Here is a 17,911-nt window from a genome sequence, read left to right on the forward strand (position 1 = left end):
GTAATCAATGAATAATGCCGCGTTTATGAGGTGTCAAGGGGGCTTACCTATGAGCCTGGCCCTGTTTTCACGGGAATGAAGTTTTGCACTTTACATACGTGAATGCTACCGTTCCTTTTTCGCACGAACCACCTGCGTCACCGTTAATAGAGCCCACTTCCTCCACCCTGCCTAGCGGGCTTTCTCCGGCACCCATTTTAATAAAATTTCAACTGTGCCGGGATGAGTGGCCGGTGAATCGGGCGGGATGATTCAGGTTCGTTGTCCACTAAGCATTTGAGGCCGTCGGCCGTATATTGATACGCCAGAGGACCAAAGCGGAAGTGGGCGACGGAGATGGAGCATCCCGACCGATTCACCGGCCGTCCAAGTTCTTAGAAGAACACCCTTATCCCCCAAAAACGTCCCGTCCCCTGTGATTCCGCCTTTTCCTGTCTTATATTTTTTTCAATCGGCAGGAACCGAGGGATCGCCCAATTACATACAAATACAGGAGGAGACGATGATTCCCAAAAGAGTGCGTGACGCGATGAACGAGCAGATCAAGTTTGAGCTGGAGTCTTACTACATCTATCTTTCCATGGTCGCCTACTTCCATTCTCAGAACCTGGACGGCATGGCCCACTGGATGCGCTGCCAGGCCCACGAGGAGATGATCCACGCCATGAAATTCTTCGACCAGATCATAGACCGCTCGGAGACGGTCGAGCTTCTCGACCTGAAGCAGATCAAGACCGCCTGGAAATCTCCCTTGGAAGCATGGCAGGACGCCTACGCCCACGAGAAGTTCATCACCGCAAAGATCAACGACATTATCGGGATCGCCCGCGAAGAAAAGGACTACTCCTCGGACCCGATCCTCACCTGGTTTTCCAAGGAGCAGATCGAGGAAGAGCAGAGCACTGAAAAGGTAGCCCGCGAGCTCGAGATGATAGGGGACGATAAGCACGCCCTCCTTATGATCGACCGTGAGCTGGGCACGCGCGTCTTTACCGCGGGCTCCCCCCTCGATCCCGCTGCCTATAATCTCGCGACCTGATGCATCGATGGCCAAAGAGATAGAGTTTCTCGTGCATGAATCGGCGGAGGGCGGCTACGAGGCCGAGGCCCTCTGCCACTGCATCTGCACCCAGGCCGACTCCTTCGAAGCCCTGAAGGAGGCCATAGAGGACGCGGTCTGCTGCCATTTTGATGATTCAGAGAAACCGGAGACGATCCTCATTCGCGTGGGGGAAGGCGAGGCCGTGCCTCTATGAAAATTCCGAGGGACCTCCACGGCACGGAACCCGCAAGGCTCCTCGAAAAGCTCGGATATCATATCACCCGTCAGACGGGAAGCCATATGAGACTCACGACCCTCGTAAGCCCCGTGCACCACATCACGATCCCCAACCATACCCGCCTCAAAACCGGCACCCTCGATTCCATCCTCAGGGAAGCGGCCGGTCAGCTCGGCCTCTCGAAGGAAGAAGTGGTGGAGCGCCTGCGGCGAGGGTGAGGCGTGTGAGGCGTTAAAGCGTGTGATGCGTGTGATGGGTTAAAAAACGAAAATCGGATAACGGAGAAGCCAAAAGGCTGGAAACCAAATTCGAAGGTTTGTGTCCTTTCCGATATACGGTATACGTTTTCCGTTATCTTTTTCCGATTTCCTATTTTCCCCGCCTTTAACGCATTACACGCATTACACGCATTACACGCATGAACGCTTTACACGCTTAAATCTTCTCCCCCAAGGGATTCAGAGGAGGTAGTGGGGGTAAAGCTTTCCCTCGGGGGAGAGGGGAGACTTGTTCGGAGGGGATTTTGAGGCTATTTGAGGCGTACCCCTGTGAGCAATTGGCTCACAATGCGGTCCATTGCATCCTTCTTCCGCTCGGTTCTGGGGGCGGCCTCTTTCTTGCTCCATACCGATTCGGGCCTTACCTGGAGGATGATGATATTCTCCGGGAAAGGCATATCCTCATCGATGCCGAATTCTATGTCATATGCTTTTCCGTAATAATTCTCGATAAGCTTTCCGATGCGGGAGAGTTCCCTCAACTCCTCGATGGTAAGGCAGGTCACGCCTCTCTTCTCTTCGTCCACCGGGACCTGAATGATGTCGCTTCCGCCCTCCCGGTAGATGCACTGGGTCTCCTTGCTCCCTTTACTGGCCTTGATAAGGTCGAGGGTGATCTTATCCATGAGAAAGGTATCGGGCGTAACGAGACCGCTTACCACGGCCTCGCCGAGACCATAACTCGCATCGATCGATATCTTCGAGGGATCGCCGTTCACGGGATTGATGGTAAAGATGATGCCCGATACCCGGGAGCGGACCATCTTGGGGATGCCCACCCCGATGTTGAAGAGAAAGGGCATCCCCTTGTTCATCCTGTACATGATGGCTTCCACATTGTATGCGCTCGCCCAGCATTTCTTGATATAGCGGATCAGGTCTTCTTCACCCCTGATATTGAGGTAGGTCTCCATCTGGCCCGGCATCGATATGGCTCCGCTCGATCGGACCGCCGCAGGACAGATCCCCGTTTTGGTCCGCTCGCAGAGCCCGCGATAGCATGAAAGTATCTCTTTCTCGAGGTCGGCGGGCACCTCTGCGTTCTCGATGAGGTTCATGGCAAAATCGCTCGCTTCCTTTGCCGTTTCATACGTCACCTGGCCCAGGTCTTTGAGGCGCTTCTCCAGCTCCGCCTTGATCGAGGTCTTGATGAGAAAGTAGTCGTTGGCAAGGATGGTGATGGCAAAGCCCGGTGAAACCGGTATGCCGGCTTTTATCATTTCTCCGAGATTGGCGTTCTTCTTTCCCACGAAGGTGAAATCGGAGCCCTCCATCTCGTCATACCACATGGTGTACGCTTTTTCTTTCTCACCCATCCTTACCTCCGGCACGTGCAGTCTATTTTCGGATGACCGCGGCTACTTCGCCCGCTCCAGTATCTTTACCAGTCCCGTATCTCCATCGATACGGATAAGGTCGCCGGTCTTTATGATCTGGGTCCCTTTTCCGGTGCCCACTACCGTGGGCAGACCGTATTCGCGGCAGACGATCGCCGCGTGGCACATGGGTCCTCCCACATCGGTCACGGCCCCCGCGATCTTCACAAAGCTTGGCGCCCAGCTCGGCGACGTGGTGGTGGCGACGAGAATCTCCCCTTCCTGGAGGTCGGCAAGCTGCTCCACGTTCTTCAAGACCCTCGCTTTCCCCGTCACTACACCGGAGGAGCCGGCAGAACCCTGGATCTCGTCCGAGGTCTCGCCTTCCGCCGGACCGGCAAGCCACTGCTGGAGTGAGCTCGTGGTCACGCCCCAGAGCACGATGGTAAAAGGCTCCGTCACCACTTCGGGCGGAACGCCGAGCGCTGCCGGCGGGGTCCACTGTTTGAACTTCTCATACACCTCTTTTCTCCAGGCGATCTCCTTGGGCCAGTACGAGGGGCCCCGTGCCCTTACCCCTGTTGCCCATGACGTGGCGTGGTCCCAGAGGGCCTGTTTGATCTCGTCCCTCTTGAGAAACCATATGTCCTCATCGGCGTTTTTCATAAATCCCGCATTTTCGAGGATCTTGCCCACCTGGCGCACTTTGCCCCAGAAGATGCTGTGGAACCAGTGCTCCACGTAAAAACAGTGGTCTTCCGCGTAGGGGAGCACGAGGCGGGCCACGGCGAGGCCCTGGTCGAAGGCCGCCCTGTCGTCATCCGTCTTGATGAGCTTGCGGTATTCGTCGGCGATCCTGTCGCGCTCCTTGAGGATGGCCTCGGTAGGCCTGCCGATCTCTTTGCCCGACTTTATCGTCTTGATATTGGTCCGTATGGCATCGAAGGGGATGTCGAGATTGTCGTTCCAGCTAATATGGGTGTGGTACCATCCCGTGCCCGTGGAGATATAGAACCAGGGGTAACGGGACTTCTCCATCTCCTTAAGCCATTCTTTTCCCGCGGGGATCTTTTCAAGCTCGGCGATGACCTCCTTCGATTTCACCGGTTTCAGGAAAATCTCATCGACCCCTTCCTCGAGGGCGAGCTTGGCGAGCCGGATAAGCTCCGCGTCGGGCCGGAAGAGGATTGCCTCGATGCCCGCGGACATTTTCACCAGGGTGGAGATGGGGATGCCGGGGAAGATCTGGTCCGCCGTGTTGAAAAAGGTCACCTGCGCCGCATAGGCAAGGTTCAGGAACTCGAAGTGGTGCTGCCAGCAGAGGAGCCCCAGGTTGATGAGCTCGTCATATTTTCTCAGCAGTTCGTACCCGCTCCCCTTGCCGACGCCGTCCCTGATGACGCTGATATCCTCCATTTCAGGAAGGTCGGTGAAGGAGATGGCCTCGAGTTGGTCGATTACGTTCGTCATCTTCTTCTTCCAGTTCTCGTAGAGGCGGTCCCAGTTTTCATAGTAATAACCGGCGCGCTCCACGAAAAGGGGCACCCGCTTCCCGATCTCCTCCATGCTCGGCACACCCACGGGACTGATATAGACGTAGCCGTTTACCACCCTGTGGTCGATGCCGAGGGCCGGCGGGACCATGAAATGGCGGGTATTGTACTGGGACAGGGCGAGGGACCATGCTTCATCCCATATGAGGTCGAAGGGGTAATGGGGCTCAGGATAATGGAGACCGTCATAGAACCAGATCTGATTGCTTTCGAAGGCTGCTCTTTCAGGATCTTCTTTGGAGAACTGGTACTGGTAAGGGTACATCTTCTCCCAACCCTCGGTGCCCGGAATGGCCGGAACATCGTGGGGGTCCGTGAATCGTGTCGCCATAAGCCCTCCTCCCTTTTCAGGATTGTCTATAGTCTGAACCACTTAGGTTCATCGAAACGCTCGGTGCAACGGAGTACTCGGCTTGCATAGTTTCGTACGAACTGATTCCTGAGTTTCAGAGTGATTTTCCTGAATTCTTCGTTATTGAGGAGACGCCCTATATCAACGGGGTCTTTGAAGGTGAACTCGGCAACGATCTCGTTCGCGCCGCCCAGGATGACGTTCCATCCCCCTGTTATGTCGACGTAGTCGATCCTGGCCATCACGGGGAGGTGTTCTTTGATGATGAATTCGGCGTAGGCCTCCTTCATGCCCGGCCGCAAATCATAATACTGGTTGAGCTTCCACACCCCCTTTTGTATGCTGTACTCTTCGTATTTGACCCGTCCCGTGGGCTCCATAACGGAGCTTTTATAATTGTAGACGAGGCCTTTCAAGGCGAGGTTCAGCTCCTTGAATTTCTTCTGAGACATGATGCGCGCCAGGTCTTCGAGCTGCGCCACCGCCATAACCCCTATGATCCTGGGCCCGTGGCCGATCTCCACGTAGTACCCGCCCACGGACGGCAGGCCCATGGCCGCACATTCGGGAATGTAGACCCGGGAGATGAATCCGCCGTATTCCTCTTCCTTCTCGTGGATAATGTCGTAATTCTCAGCAAATAAAATGGGCATGCCTCTCTCCTTTCCATCCGGATTCGCGTTCACACAATAACTTCCCGAGCCGCGCTGCGTCCCCTCATAAGCAGAACAGTGACCGGCAATAACACTTCGACGGGTTGTATTTCAATTCTAGCCCATAGATGGGGCAAGTCAATTAATTTAATCTTATGATCCATAAGAATTAATTATGTGAAACTTGTGATCGATCGAGATAGTGGAGCTGAAGTGTTTTACATGATCAGGCAGGGGAGGGGGAAGTCTGCCGGGTATTTCGACAAGGTGCTAGCTTTCAGGAAAATGATGGGACTTTCGGAAGAGAAAGCCGCGCCATGCGTTCTTTTTTTCCATGGTCACGGGGGTATAAGGCTCGAAGAGGCTGAGAAGTTTTTTGCCATCTCTGCCCAGAATTCCGGAGACGACGATGAACCCTTCCGGCGCGGCCAGGTCTATCACCGTGCGGCTGTGGGCGGTAAAGGTCCTTATATCGATATTGGCGAGGACGACATCACGGGGGCCGGAAAGGAGGGCGAGGTCGGAGCAGACCACCTTTATGTTGTCCGCCTTGTTGAGGGCTATGTTCTTTTCCGCGTTCTCCACCGTGTCGGGGTCGTTATCCACGGCAGTCACCCTTTCAGCCCCCAGAAGACGGGCATAGAGGGAGAGTATGGCCGAGCCGCACCCGAGGTCGATCACGCTCTTTCCCTTAAAATCGATCGAGTTCATGATCTTTATCATGAGGCGCGTCGACTCGTGTCTCCCGGTCCCGAAAGCCATTCCCGGCTCGATCACAAGCATCGGGCCCTTGGCCCGGCTCCTGTTCCAGGGGGCCCGGACGGTCAGCTCTTCTATCTTTATGGGGCGGAAGTACTGCTGAGTAAGGGCGCGGTAATCTCTGGGCTCTTCCTCCTCGATCTTCATCTCGAGGACAGGGACGGGTAATTCTTTTACTGCCCGAAGAAAGGCATCGCGGTTGTCGGGATAAAACCTCACGAGCACGGAATCGCCCTTCTCTTCGGTCCAGACTCCCGAGGGGGAAAGGCGGTAGAGGTCTTCCGGCAGGAGCTCTTCCATGCCTTTTTGAAGGCGAAGCTCGATGCGCATCACGGGTAAGGGGCTTGCGTTCTCCCCAGAGGGGATTATTTTGGAAGTTTTTATGAATTTTCTTTCGGTCATGACGAATGGGGCGGACAGCTACTCCTTCCCGCGCCTCCAGTATAGCACATTCCCGGCCACACTCCTATAGGGGCTCACGTCGCCCCCTCACCCGGCAAAAGCCGGGTGAGCCTCCCCCCGCCTAAGGCGCCTACTGTTGGTCTCGCTCGCTGTGCGAGCTAATAAGAACTTACGGTCTCAAGTTCCCATTGGGATGTCCGCGTGTCAATCAACCGGGACCTGTGGTATGGAAACGGGGCTGTAGGGTGAGACAGGGGTCAAAACCGAGGTTGTATTAGGGGCGGGGGAAGACGACGCTCCCCATTTTACCCGTGTCGTAGCCGGTAAAATCCTTTACCCGGTGGAGCAGCGATGGCTGCTGGAAAAAGGTGAGAAACTCTTTGACAGGGGCACTGTAATATCGCTCCCGGGGGGCTACCATTTCGAAATTTTCCCTGTAGAGTGGCACGAAATCGAGGCCGAGCACATGGGCCACGTGTCCGATGCCGAACCCCGCGTCCGCGGCGCCGCTTAAGACTCTATGCCCTACCTGGAGATGTGAGTCGAGCTCCACCTCGTAGCCTTTCATGTTCGAAGGGTCGATCTTTTTTTCCTGGAGCAGGAAATCCAGGAGGAGTCGCGTGCCCGAGCCGGTCGACCTGTTGACGAAAGTGGCCCCCTTCACGACCACATCTTCGAGCGAGCCGATCCCTTTCGGATTGCCTTTAGGCACCATTATGCCCTGATCTCTCGCAAAGAGGTGGATCACCACATATTCATCATTGGCGAGATATTTATTCAGGTAGGAGAGGTTGCTTTCCTTTTTTTCGGTGTCGATGATATGGACGCATGAAAGGGTTGCCCCGTGGTCCCGTAAGATCTTGAGGCCGTTGATGCTCCCCACGGGCGCATAGAAGACGAGGCCCTCATGGTCCCTGTTGTAGGCGGAGATGATGCTGCCCAGGAGGAAATCATCGCTTCCCGCGATATATATCTGCTTTTCCCTCTCCGTATTCTCGAGCATCCATTTATCGATCAGCTCTTTTATGAATGCGATCTTTCCGCCTATCTTCATAGACGGCACCATCGATTCCTGGGCGAGCTTATAAATTTTCTTTTCGTTGATTTTAAGGTATCGTGAAAGATCCCTTGCCGACATTATTTCCATTTTAGAGTATACAACAGGGTTTGTAATTTTTCAATTTTCAGTCTATGTATGTTATGGTTATTATTAGTATGTTAAGGTTTGTATCATTCAATATATGTCATAACTTTTTCAAGAATAATTTTACTTTTTTATGGAAATTTTTAGTGGTGGGGTTTGGGAAGGGTCTATTCTTCCCTTTCGAGTGGTCGATTCACATGAACACCCACATATTATTTTGATAAACAATATTTTCATCTCCCCATACTGCATGTTCTTCAGAGCCGTGTCGCAGTAAACAGGAGAAGATAATTCCTTTACGACGCCTGAACGTTCACTTGTGGGCTCACCAGGCATATAGTATGACCAAAATCGCACATTTTTCAGGGATATAGGGTTGAAGGGTGAATGGAATAGAATCTTTCGTCATGGATGAAAATAGTTATAAGGGCGGAGGAAAAGTTTTTGTACGGACTCTCGGACGGTCGGACCCACCATTCCTCATCCGCGATTGCATCGTCGCTCCATCGCCGGGCCCCACAAATCCCTTGAGATTCCTACCGTTTTAAGGTACCTTTTCATATATAGCCATAGGCAGTCAGTACGGACTCGTGTGGTGATAAAAATATGCTCAGGCTCCCGGCGTAGCCGGTCAGGGAAGCCATGAGGGGGTATAATGTTATTCTCCAAAATGTTTATTCCCACGGTAAAGGAAGACCCCAAGGAAGCGGAGGTCGTAAGTCATAAGCTCATGCTTCGGGCCGGCTTCATCCGCAGGCTCTCATCGGGTATCTATACATGGCTCCCCCTGGGGCTGCGCTCTCTGCGTAAGGTAGAGAAGATTATCCGGGAAGAGATGAACAAAAAGGGCGCTCAGGAGATCCTCATGCCCCTCGTCCAGCCGAAAGAGCTCTGGGTAGAGAGCACGCGATGGGAGAAATACGGGAAAGAGCTCCTGAGGTTCGCCGACAGGAATAACCGGGAGCTTTGCCTTGCCCCGACCCATGAGGAGGTAGTGACCGACCTCGTGCGGCGGGAGGTGCGCTCCTATAAGGAGCTTCCCCTGGTGCTCTATCAGATCCAGACGAAATTCAGGGATGAGATCCGTCCCCGCTTCGGCGTCATGAGGGGCAGAGAGTTCTCGATGAAGGACGCGTACAGTTTCGACGTGGACGAGTCTGCCGCAGAGCAGAGTTATCTCGACATGTACGATGCCTATATGAACATCTTCACACGGTGCGGCTTTCATTTCAGGGCCGTGGAAGCGGACACGGGGCAGATCGGGGGCGCCTTTTCCCATGAATTCATGGTCCTTGCCGATACAGGGGAGGACGTAATCATCTCCTGCAGCAACTGCGGGTATGCGGCCAATCTCGAAAAGGCGGAGATCGGATTCGTGGAGAGGGATGTGTCCCGAAAGAAAGGCGCCTACACGAGGGTCGAGACCCCGGGACAGAAAAAGGTCGAGGAAGTGGCGCGCTTTCTCAACGTGGCGGCCGATAAACTGGTAAAAACCCTCATCTATAATACGGACCAGGGCGTAATCGGCGCGCTCGTCAAAGGCGACAGGGAAGTGAACGAGACGAAGCTCGGAAACCTCCTGGGCTTCGAATGGGTGGAGCTCGCGGACGAGCGGACTATTTACGAGGTAACAGGCGGCCCCCTCGGGTTCTCCGGTCCTATTGGGCTCAAAATCCCCCTCGCTGCGGACCGGGATATCCTTTTCATGGAAGATTTTGTCGTGGGAGGCAATGAAAAGGACGTGCACTTTACCGGGGTCAATGTGGAGGATTTCGCGGTGAAAGGCTTCTATGATCTCAAAACTGCGGAGGCAGGCGACCTTTGCCCCCGGTGCCGGGACAAGCATACCTCCACCAGAGGGATCGAAGTGGGACATATATTCAAGCTCGGCCTCAAGTACAGCAAGGCGATGAATGCGACCTTCCTCGATAATAACGGAAAAGAGCAATTCATGGTGATGGGCTGCTACGGCATCGGGGTGAGCAGGACCGTGGCCGCCGCCATCGAGCAGGGGCATGATGAAAACGGCATGATCCTTCCCATTGCCATCGCGCCTTTCGAGGTGGACGTGCTGCCCGTGAACACGTCCCATGCGGAAACGATGGCGCTCGCGGAAGAGGTGTACCGGACCCTCCTCGATAAAGGCGTCGACGCCGTACTCGACGACCGCAACGAGAGGCCGGGAATAAAATTTAAGGATTGCGACCTTATCGGCATCCCCATCCGTGTCACCATCGGAGAGAGGAACCTGAAAGACGGCTTCGTGGAGATTAAGCTCAGGCACGAGAAAGAGTCCGTACGGGTAAAAAAAGATGAGATCGTGGAAAAGGTTTTAGCCCATGTTGAAGGACTTGCACATATGTGATCTCACCCCACGGGAGGAGATAGAAGGCAGGATAGACCGGCTGAGGGATAGGATGGCTGCGAAAGGCATCCCTTTCGCGATCGTACTCCAGAATGTGGACCTCTTTTATTTTACGGGCACGGTGCAGAAGGGCGTGCTCGTGGTATCAGTGGACGAGGGTCCATTCTTTTTCGTGGAAAAAAGCCTTTACAGGGCCCAGGCCGAGACCCCCCTCAAAATAATACCCATCAAGAGAGACAGGGACGTAAAAAGTATCCTCAAAGACAAAGGGGTGCTCAAGGGAAAGGGCGGGATGGAGCTCGACGTGGTGCCCGTCTCTGTCTACGAGCGATGGAGGCACATCCTCGACCAGGAGAGTTTCATCGATATCTCCTCCGCCATCACCAATCTTCGCATTATCAAAAGCCCCTTTGAAATAGAGCAGATAAAAAAATCAGGGGAGATCGTCTCCAGGGTTTTTGCAAAGGCCCGGGACGTGGTGCGGGAAGGGGCGCGGGAGATCGATATCGCCACGGCATTGGAAGGGGAAGGCAGGGCCCACGGCCACCAGGGCTTTTTGAGGATGAGGGGCTTCAATCAGGAGATGATGAATATCTACGTGACCCACGGCCATGCCGCCACCTATACGTCCGGCGCGGACGTGCCCATATCGGGTGCGGGGGTTACCCATGCCATAGGGCAGGGCTCCTCCATCAACCGCGTGGAAAGAGGGGTCCCCCTCCTCGTAGATTACGGCGGGGGCTATAACGGCTACATTACGGACGAGACACGGGTCGTGGCAGCCGGGGAGCTTCAGGAAAAGTTCGTGAAGGCCTATAACGTGGCCCGGGCGATTATCGAGGACACCCTCGATTCGGGCAAGGTAGGCGTCATCTCCTCCGACCTTTACAACCGGGCCGACGAGAAGGTAAAAGCCGCAGGCCTGTCGGAATACTTCATGGGCCATGGTGAGGGGCAGGTCAGATTCATCGGCCACGGGCTCGGTCTCGAGATCAACGAGTTCCCCGTCTTCACCCCGCGTCACCATATCGTCCTCGAAGAAGGCATGGTATTCGCCTTCGAGCCGAAGTTCATCTTTCCCGGCGAGGGCGCGATCGGCATCGAGGTCGATTTCATCGTAAGAAAGGACCATTTGGAAAGGGTGACCGACGCACCGATCGACATTATACGGGTATGATCCATATCCGAAAGATCAGCACGAAAGGCGTTGCCCATTCCGGCGCGCCTGAAGAAATAATTTCATAATCAGATGAACAGAGGGGTCGGGGGTTAAGTCCGGCTGAAATCGGGCGATAACTACAACAGGGCATCTCCGTCGAATCGCCTGTCTCACCTCTGAGGAGTAAAGGAGTAAATCGGCCGACGGGGACCGGTTCGTCCCGCGGCATTCATAAAGGAGGCTACCATATGGCGGCAAGGCGCAGGGAAAGGTCTGTATTCTCATTTCTCTTTTTCGCGGTTATTATCACGGTTTTCACCTCGGTCTTCAGCCAGGGTTACCTCTTTGCATGGACCTGCCAGGGCACCGATGCGCAGTGCGCCCTCTTCGAGGAAGCAGTCATCGATACGAGGGACAATTTCAATGCGGGCAGGCTCTGGAACAGACTCACCCCCATTGTCAGCGACAACGGAAACCTGATATGGAAAGACGGCGTGGTGGGCTCGAAACTGCTCGTCGCAGCGTACAAGTATGGCACACCGGAAAATCCGCCGTTCAATACCTGTCAACCCGGCGTACCCTTTCCTAAAGATTGTCCCGTAAGCGGAAGCCCCTGGGTCACCATAGTCCCGGAGCTTTTTGATTTTTTCAAGACCACCCCTTTCTCCACGTTAAGGATCGAGCAGCTCCTGGGACTGCCCCCCAACTATGGGAACAACTATATCGTGGAATACTGGGCAAACCCTTCGGACCTCTTCCGGCCTGCGCCCGACCCGCAGATCACCTACCAGGAAGGAAGCATCACGTTTCCGTGGGAATCGAGCCATTTCCTCTCGCTCAATACGAGCAACGACTATAAGGTATGGGACGATTATTGTGTCTCCTCCTCCGATCCCGCGTGCACCTGCGCGGCAGGCTCTCAATATATGGATTATAAATGCTGGTTTCAGAACCGGCGTGAATGGGTCTACGCCTATTCCTTGAGCAGCGCTCCTTATCCCTGGACAGGGCTCGGGTACACCTATGACTGGGGAAACCGTCAGACCCCCGTCGGTTTGAGTGAATTCGTCCTGAACAAGGCCCCCGTCTATAGTCCTTTTACCGTAACCATCCAGTCCGTATCCCTGGCATCCGCCTATTTTTCCCGGTCAAGCAGATATAGGATGACAGTGGAGAAAAGCGGCTTCGGAAAAGGCACGGTAAGCGGCAGGCCCGGAGGGACGATTTGCGGGCCCAACTGTTCGACAGGATCGAAAAATCTCGTGAGATATTCGTCGGTGACCCTCACGGCAAGGCCCGCCAGGGGCTCCTCCTTTGTCGGCTGGGGCGGCGCGTGTTCGGGCATGGCCGCCACCTGCACACTCACTATGGCGGGAGATACCACAGTGACTGCCGGCTTCGCTCTGAGCCAATAGATTAACCATCGAGGATAGGCAAAAACCGATCTGCAGCCGGGACCTCGGTCCCGGCGTTCTTTTGGACGATAGAATAACAAAGTGGAAGCGATTATCAGACGGAGTCTCCCGTCTGATTGTCTGAAAAATCCGTACACACCCATATCCGGCTTCTCTTCCTTCAAATCATTTAACCCCTTTTATATTGGTAGCTTAAGGGCATCATATCCCGGAGGCATCGTGCTTGCAGTAGGTAGGGCAAGCAAACTGGCCAACGGGGACATAATCAGCACGTTCTGAGAAGGACACGTTACCGGCGACGCACAACTCGTCTTTTCAATTTGTGTCGAACAGTCAGGTGGTCATTGAAAGGAATCAATCCACCGGCTCCCCTATTTTCTCAGAACTCCTTCGGAGCGAGCGCTCCACGGATGTCCGACCTGCGGCCGCAAGGAGGATTCATGATACATCAGTTTTCACGTAAAAGGGGCAAGGCCCGTCTTTTGTCCCACCCTATTCCCTGGCTTTGTCTTATTTTGCTTTCCCTCTGCCTTATGCAGGGATACGCGTACGCGGGCCAGGCGACCCTCGCCTGGAAAGCCCAGACCGACAACACTGGGTTTAAGGTCCACTATGGAACGGCAAGCCATAGTTACACTACCGTCACCGACGTGGGAAACACCACCGCCCACCAGGCAACGAACCTAGTGGATGGCCAGACCTATTACTTTGCCCTCACCGCTTACTCCGACGGAGGGGAGAGCGGCTATTCTTCCGAGGCAACTTTTAAGCCCACCTCGGGGTGCACCTACACTATCTCGCCCGGCAGCGCCACTACAGGCGCCGCGGGGGGACCGGGGAGCGTGGCGGTGAAAACCCCTGCCGGCTGCTCCTGGACAGTAACGAACCCCATCTCATGGATCACCATATCCTCCGGCTCATCCGGCACAGGGAACGGAACCATTGCATATTCCGTAGCCGCCAGTGACGGCGCCGCGCGCACCGGGGTCTTCACTATTGCCAGTCAGTCTTTCCTGATAGCCCAGACCGGCGGCGGCAGCGATCAATCCTTTATCATCAATGCCGTTGCGACCGCGGGAGGCGCCATATCGCCTGCGGGACGCGTCGCCGTGGTGGGCGGGGCATCCCAGACGTTTGACATAACCCCCTCCGAAGGCTATGGGGTGAGAAACGTGGTGGTAGACGGCAAGCCCCAGGGAAGTATAAGCTCCTACACGTTCAGCGATGTAAAAGCGAAACATACTATTGCCGCCCACTTCGTTCGCGCCAATGCTGAACTCCATAAGCTCACCATCACCAAGACCGGACCGGGCAGGGTGGTGCGCAAACCCGGCGGTGGACGTTTCCGTGCCGGTACTGTGGTAACCCTCGAGGCGAAGCATACCCCGAATTCCCTCTTCGCGAGCTGGTCGGGGGTATGCTCGGGTACCGACCCCGTCTGTTTCGTGACAATGAACGGCGATCAGACGGTGAGCGCCACATTCGTCCCGATTTACCGGATCGCAACCGTTCACGGGGCAAAAGGGGAGATCTCCCCGTCCGGACCCGTGAAGGTAGTGGACGGCGGAAGCCAGACCTTTACGATCACTCCCCACGAAGGTTATACGGTGGAGAAAGTTTTCGTGGACGGCCATCCGGTCGGCGCAGTCACTTCCTACACCTTTACAGGCGTCCAGAAGAACCATTCCATCAGGGCGGTCTTTACCAAATAAAGCGCCCCCTTCCCCGTGAAATGCCCGCCGTACGTAATGTGCACGTGCGGCGGGCACGGGGAATCCTGCATCCCTTCTAAAACCGCTCGTAATGAGAGCCACTATCCCTCGGCGGGGACTGCCTCACGATTCCAGCCCGCCTCATGCATTAGGGGTTGATTGACTCCGGAGATATCCCTGTAGTATACATAGTAACCCGACGGCAAAAGGGCGAATGCAGAAGAAAGGCGTTCCCCTTTTCGGCGGATTGCCCCCTTCGAGGAGTAGGTGAATGGAATTGGTAATGACTTTTATTGATTTCTTTATGCACATCGATAAGCACCTGAGCGCCGTCATCTCCGCCTACGGCGTCTGGACTTATCTTATCCTTTTCCTGGTCATATTCCTGGAGACGGGCCTCGTGGTGACCCCACTCCTGCCGGGAGATTCCCTTCTTTTTGCAGCCGGCGCATTTGCGGCCAAGGGGGCCCTTGACGTGGCATGGCTCTTCGTACTCCTCTCAATTGCCGCAATCCTGGGGGATACGGCGAATTACTGGATAGGCTGCATCATCGGCCCCAAGGTCTTTCGCGGCCAGGGCGTCCGCTTCCTCAACCGCCAATATCTCGACCGCACCCATCAATTTTATGAGAAGTACGGCGGCAAAACGATCATCATCGCCCGTTTCGTTCCCATTATCCGCACCTTCGCGCCCTTTGTGGCAGGCATCGGGAGCATGACCTACGGGCGCTTTATCAGCTACAACGTGATCGGCGGAGTGCTCTGGATCGCCGTCTGCCTTTTCGCGGGTTATTTTTTCGGGAATCTCCATATAGTGAAGGAGAACTTTTCCCTCGTCATACTCGCCATCATCATCATATCCATCCTTCCCGGCCTCGTCGAATTCCTGCGTCAGCGACTTAAAGGACCTGAGCTCGGATGAGCAGGAGCGATCGCCTGGTCCGTGCCGGGCGGCATACGGCAATAATAGGCCTTTTTTTGGTTACCCTCTTTCCCGGCACGATCCTGGCCGCGTCTCGCGGACCCGGGAAGGTCGCATTCTTCCCCGAAGGGACGAAGCCGTCATGTACCTTCAAGGTGGAATTGGCAGTGACCCATGAAGAACAGGCCCGGGGCCTCATGTTCCGTGAGCGGCTTGCCGATGACGAGGGGATGCTCTTCATATTCGGCAAGGATGAAGAACGGGCATTCTGGATGCGGAATACCCTTATCCCCCTCGACATCATATTCATAGACTCCCGTTTCAAAGTCGTCTCGGTCCACGATTTCGCAAAGCCCAAAGATGAAACCTCCATCAGCTCCCGCTTTCCCGCAAAATATGTCGTCGAGGTGAAGGGCGGCAAAGCGGCAACGTGCCGCATCAACGCAGGGACAAGGGTAAAAATCGTCACTTCTTCACAATAAAACGCACCTCGTCGAGAACGGCTGCCTGCTCATCGACGAGTGTCAATATGTGGGAGCCCCCGGCGGGACTCCACACGATCGTATCTCCCGTGCCTATCGTCTCGCCGTTCAATACCCATTGGACCTCCCTGCCTTCGGCGGAAGCCTCGAACACGATTTTTTGCCTGGCCGTCGGTATGTCGGGATCGATCGCGACAATAAGGTTTCCGGGGGGATAGAGTATCCTGGGCCTCGCCGTAATTCGTGGGCCCGCCTCCACACTTATCGGCTCGGTGCCCAGGATAAACCATTCCTCTTCACCTCTTCCGCCTGCATATCGGGAAATGGAGCGCGGCCCCACTCCGGGCGGAGGGTTCGGAGCATGAGAGGAGCCATTGGCGTGGAGATAGGTCATGATATCGTGCCACAGGGGGGCGGCGCCCGATATGCCGGAGACGTTCCACATGGGGCTGCCGGAGAAGTTTCCGACCCACACTCCTACCGTATAACGCGACGAATAGCCGACACACCAGTTGTCGCGCATGTCCTTGCTCGTGCCCGTCTTGACTGCGGTCCAAAAACGGGTGGAGAGGGAATTCTCATAACCGAAAGTAAGGCTTCGGGCTGCCCTGTCACCGAGTATGTGGGAGACGATAAATGCCCCTTCCCTGGAATAGACCTTCCTTCCTCTTTCTTTCCCGGACCGTGGTAATAGGGTAAGGCTTCCTGCCGTGCCGTTGTTCGCAAGGGTCCTGTAAGCATTCACCAGCTCGATGAGGCTTACGTCGAGGGCGCCCAGGGCCAGAGAAAAGCCGTAGTACCCGCCGTCCCTCAAGTCGGCGAACCCCAGCTCCCCGAGCTTCGCCGTGAATTCATCGGGACCGGTAAGCATGAGCACCTTCACCGCGGGCACGTTGAGGGAAGATGCCAGGGCCACCCTCGCGGGAACAAGTCCTTTAAACGTGTGGTCATAATTTTCGGGCTTATAGATCCCTCTCTCCGTGGCGATCTCCACGGGCGAATCTTCGATAAGGGAGGCGGCGGTGAGGAGGCGCCTATCGAAGGCAAGGCCGTAGAGGAAGGGCTTGAGGGTCGAGCCTGCCTGCCTCTTCGCCCGCACCCCGTCCACATGGAGGGCGGACGACATGGTACCGCCGTTTCCCACGTAGGCGAGTATCTCCCCTGTCCTGTTCTCCACCACGAGCACTGCCCCATCCGAAACGTTTTGCGTTCTGAGGGAGGCAAGCTGCTCCCTCAAAAGCTCCGCGGCCAGCGCCTGGAGCCTTCCGTCAAGGGTGGATTGCAGGTCTTTTACATCATTCTTTAAAAGATAAGAGGCCGCATGAGGTGCGAGAGCAGCCCGGGCCCTGAGATCATAGGGTTTCCCCAGGGCCTCCTTCACCTTCGCCTCGATTGCCTCTTTGCCGGAGGGTGGCGGGAGTGCCCGATCCAGGGCCGCGGCCCTCCCGATAACCGTATCCACGGGCGCATTGGGCGAGCGGATCAGGGCGGCGAGGATAAGGGATTCACCCCGGTCGAGCCCCTCCGGCTCTTTCCCGAAGAGCCCCCTGGAGGCAGCGTGAATGCCTCGCAGCTCTCCCCTGAAGCTCACGAGATTGAGATAGGCTTCGAGTATCTCGCGCTTCGGCCACGATTTCCCGAGTATGCGGGCGGCCCTGATCTGACGGACCTTTTCCCTCAAGCCCCGGCGCTTCGATTCAGGCCGGAGCTTCCTGTCGAGCAGTGAAGCAAGCTGCATTGCGATCGTGCTCGCCCCCCGCTTCTCTCCCCCGGAGACATTCGTAAGGCACGCCGCGGCAAGGGCCCTGAGGTCGACACCGGCGTGCTCGTTGAATCGCTTGTCTTCCGAGGCGACCACGGCGGCGAGAAGGACCTTCGGCACCCGTTCGAGACCGACCCATTCAAGGCTTCTCCCCGTCATGTCGAGGCGCATCTCGTGGATCACGACCCCATTTCTGTCCCTTAAGACTGCCTCGGAGACACGGTAGGTATCCCTGACATGGGCAAAAGAGCCCATCCGCGGGGGGGACGAACAGATGAGAAAAACCGCAACGAGCACCCCGGCCGCGGCCAGGGATACCAAGCCCGCGGCGTATAAAAAACATTTTATTCTACTTAA

15 protein-coding genes are annotated in these 17,911 nt (G+C 55.6%); 9 read left to right on the forward strand and 6 right to left on the reverse strand.

What is annotated here, in order from left to right; genetic code table 11:
• The first annotated feature begins 502 nt into the window (after positions 1-502).
• Genes VGJ94_12960 through VGJ94_12970 form a run of 3 tightly spaced genes read left to right on the forward strand, consistent with a single transcriptional unit; the run spans position 503 to position 1,498 of the window.
• Complete coding sequence (locus VGJ94_12960; GenBank protein HEY3277523.1) at positions 503-1,039, forward strand: ferritin; 537 nt, start codon at positions 503-505, stop codon at positions 1,037-1,039.
• Between the two features lie 7 nt (positions 1,040-1,046).
• Complete coding sequence (locus VGJ94_12965) at positions 1,047-1,256, forward strand: hypothetical protein (protein ID HEY3277524.1); 210 nt, start codon at positions 1,047-1,049, stop codon at positions 1,254-1,256.
• A complete protein-coding gene (locus VGJ94_12970) occupies positions 1,253-1,498 on the forward strand; it encodes a type II toxin-antitoxin system HicA family toxin (protein HEY3277525.1) in 246 nt (81 codons plus the stop codon). The genes VGJ94_12965 and VGJ94_12970 overlap by 4 nt, the downstream gene beginning before the upstream one ends.
• A 311-nt stretch (positions 1,499-1,809) precedes the next feature.
• Here the strand turns inward: VGJ94_12970 and VGJ94_12975 are convergent, their stop codons facing one another.
• The 5 genes from VGJ94_12975 to VGJ94_12995 form a co-directional block, all read right to left on the reverse strand.
• The gene (locus VGJ94_12975) at positions 1,810-2,874 is read right to left on the reverse strand and encodes a PEP/pyruvate-binding domain-containing protein (GenBank protein HEY3277526.1); all 1,065 of its coding nucleotides are present in this window, start codon (positions 2,872-2,874) and stop codon (positions 1,810-1,812) included.
• Between the two features lie 42 nt (positions 2,875-2,916).
• A complete protein-coding gene (locus VGJ94_12980) occupies positions 2,917-4,758 on the reverse strand; it encodes a PEP-utilizing enzyme (protein ID HEY3277527.1) in 1,842 nt (613 codons plus the stop codon).
• A 26-nt stretch (positions 4,759-4,784) separates the two neighbouring features.
• Positions 4,785-5,432 carry a hypothetical protein gene (locus VGJ94_12985; protein HEY3277528.1) on the reverse strand — a complete coding sequence of 216 codons (648 nt, stop codon included), beginning with the start codon at positions 5,430-5,432 and terminating at the stop codon, positions 4,785-4,787.
• A 270-nt stretch (positions 5,433-5,702) separates the two neighbouring features.
• Positions 5,703-6,521 (reverse strand): 50S ribosomal protein L11 methyltransferase, encoded by an 819-nt coding sequence (locus VGJ94_12990; GenBank protein HEY3277529.1) that lies wholly within the window; start codon positions 6,519-6,521, stop codon positions 5,703-5,705.
• Between the two features lie 346 nt (positions 6,522-6,867).
• Entirely contained in the window at positions 6,868-7,731 is an 864-nt protein-coding gene (locus VGJ94_12995) for a helix-turn-helix transcriptional regulator (protein HEY3277530.1), read from the reverse strand.
• Between the two features lie 661 nt (positions 7,732-8,392).
• Here VGJ94_12995 and VGJ94_13000 point away from each other — a divergent pair.
• The 6 genes from VGJ94_13000 to VGJ94_13025 all read left to right on the forward strand — a co-directional run bounded on the left by VGJ94_13000 (position 8,393) and on the right by VGJ94_13025 (position 15,792).
• Positions 8,393-10,102 (forward strand): proline--tRNA ligase, encoded by a 1,710-nt coding sequence (locus VGJ94_13000; protein HEY3277531.1) that lies wholly within the window; start codon positions 8,393-8,395, stop codon positions 10,100-10,102.
• Positions 10,077-11,279, forward strand: a complete 1,203-nt coding sequence (locus tag VGJ94_13005; GenBank protein ID HEY3277532.1) for a Xaa-Pro peptidase family protein — start codon at positions 10,077-10,079, stop codon at positions 11,277-11,279. Before VGJ94_13000 ends, VGJ94_13005 begins: the two co-directional genes overlap by 26 nt.
• Positions 11,280-11,509: 230 nt before the next feature.
• On the forward strand, positions 11,510-12,676 hold the full coding sequence (locus VGJ94_13010; protein HEY3277533.1) for a hypothetical protein: 1,167 nt from the start codon (positions 11,510-11,512) through the stop codon (positions 12,674-12,676).
• Between the two features lie 440 nt (positions 12,677-13,116).
• On the forward strand, positions 13,117-14,388 hold the full coding sequence (locus VGJ94_13015; protein HEY3277534.1) for a fibronectin type III domain-containing protein: 1,272 nt from the start codon (positions 13,117-13,119) through the stop codon (positions 14,386-14,388).
• A 271-nt stretch (positions 14,389-14,659) separates the two neighbouring features.
• Entirely contained in the window at positions 14,660-15,310 is a 651-nt protein-coding gene (locus VGJ94_13020; protein HEY3277535.1) for a DedA family protein, read from the forward strand.
• Positions 15,307-15,792 (forward strand): DUF192 domain-containing protein, encoded by a 486-nt coding sequence (locus VGJ94_13025; GenBank protein ID HEY3277536.1) that lies wholly within the window; start codon positions 15,307-15,309, stop codon positions 15,790-15,792. The genes VGJ94_13020 and VGJ94_13025 overlap by 4 nt, the downstream gene beginning before the upstream one ends.
• Here VGJ94_13025 and pbpC read toward each other — a convergent pair.
• A complete protein-coding gene (gene pbpC / locus VGJ94_13030) occupies positions 15,776-17,875 on the reverse strand; it encodes a penicillin-binding protein 1C (GenBank protein ID HEY3277537.1) in 2,100 nt (699 codons plus the stop codon). The two genes, VGJ94_13025 and pbpC, sit on opposite strands and share 17 nt — an antisense overlap.
• Positions 17,876-17,911 lie beyond the last annotated feature (36 nt).

It is taken from the genome of Syntrophorhabdaceae bacterium, from assembly GCA_036504895.1.
GTDB lineage: Bacteria > Desulfobacterota > Syntrophorhabdia > Syntrophorhabdales > Syntrophorhabdaceae > PNOM01.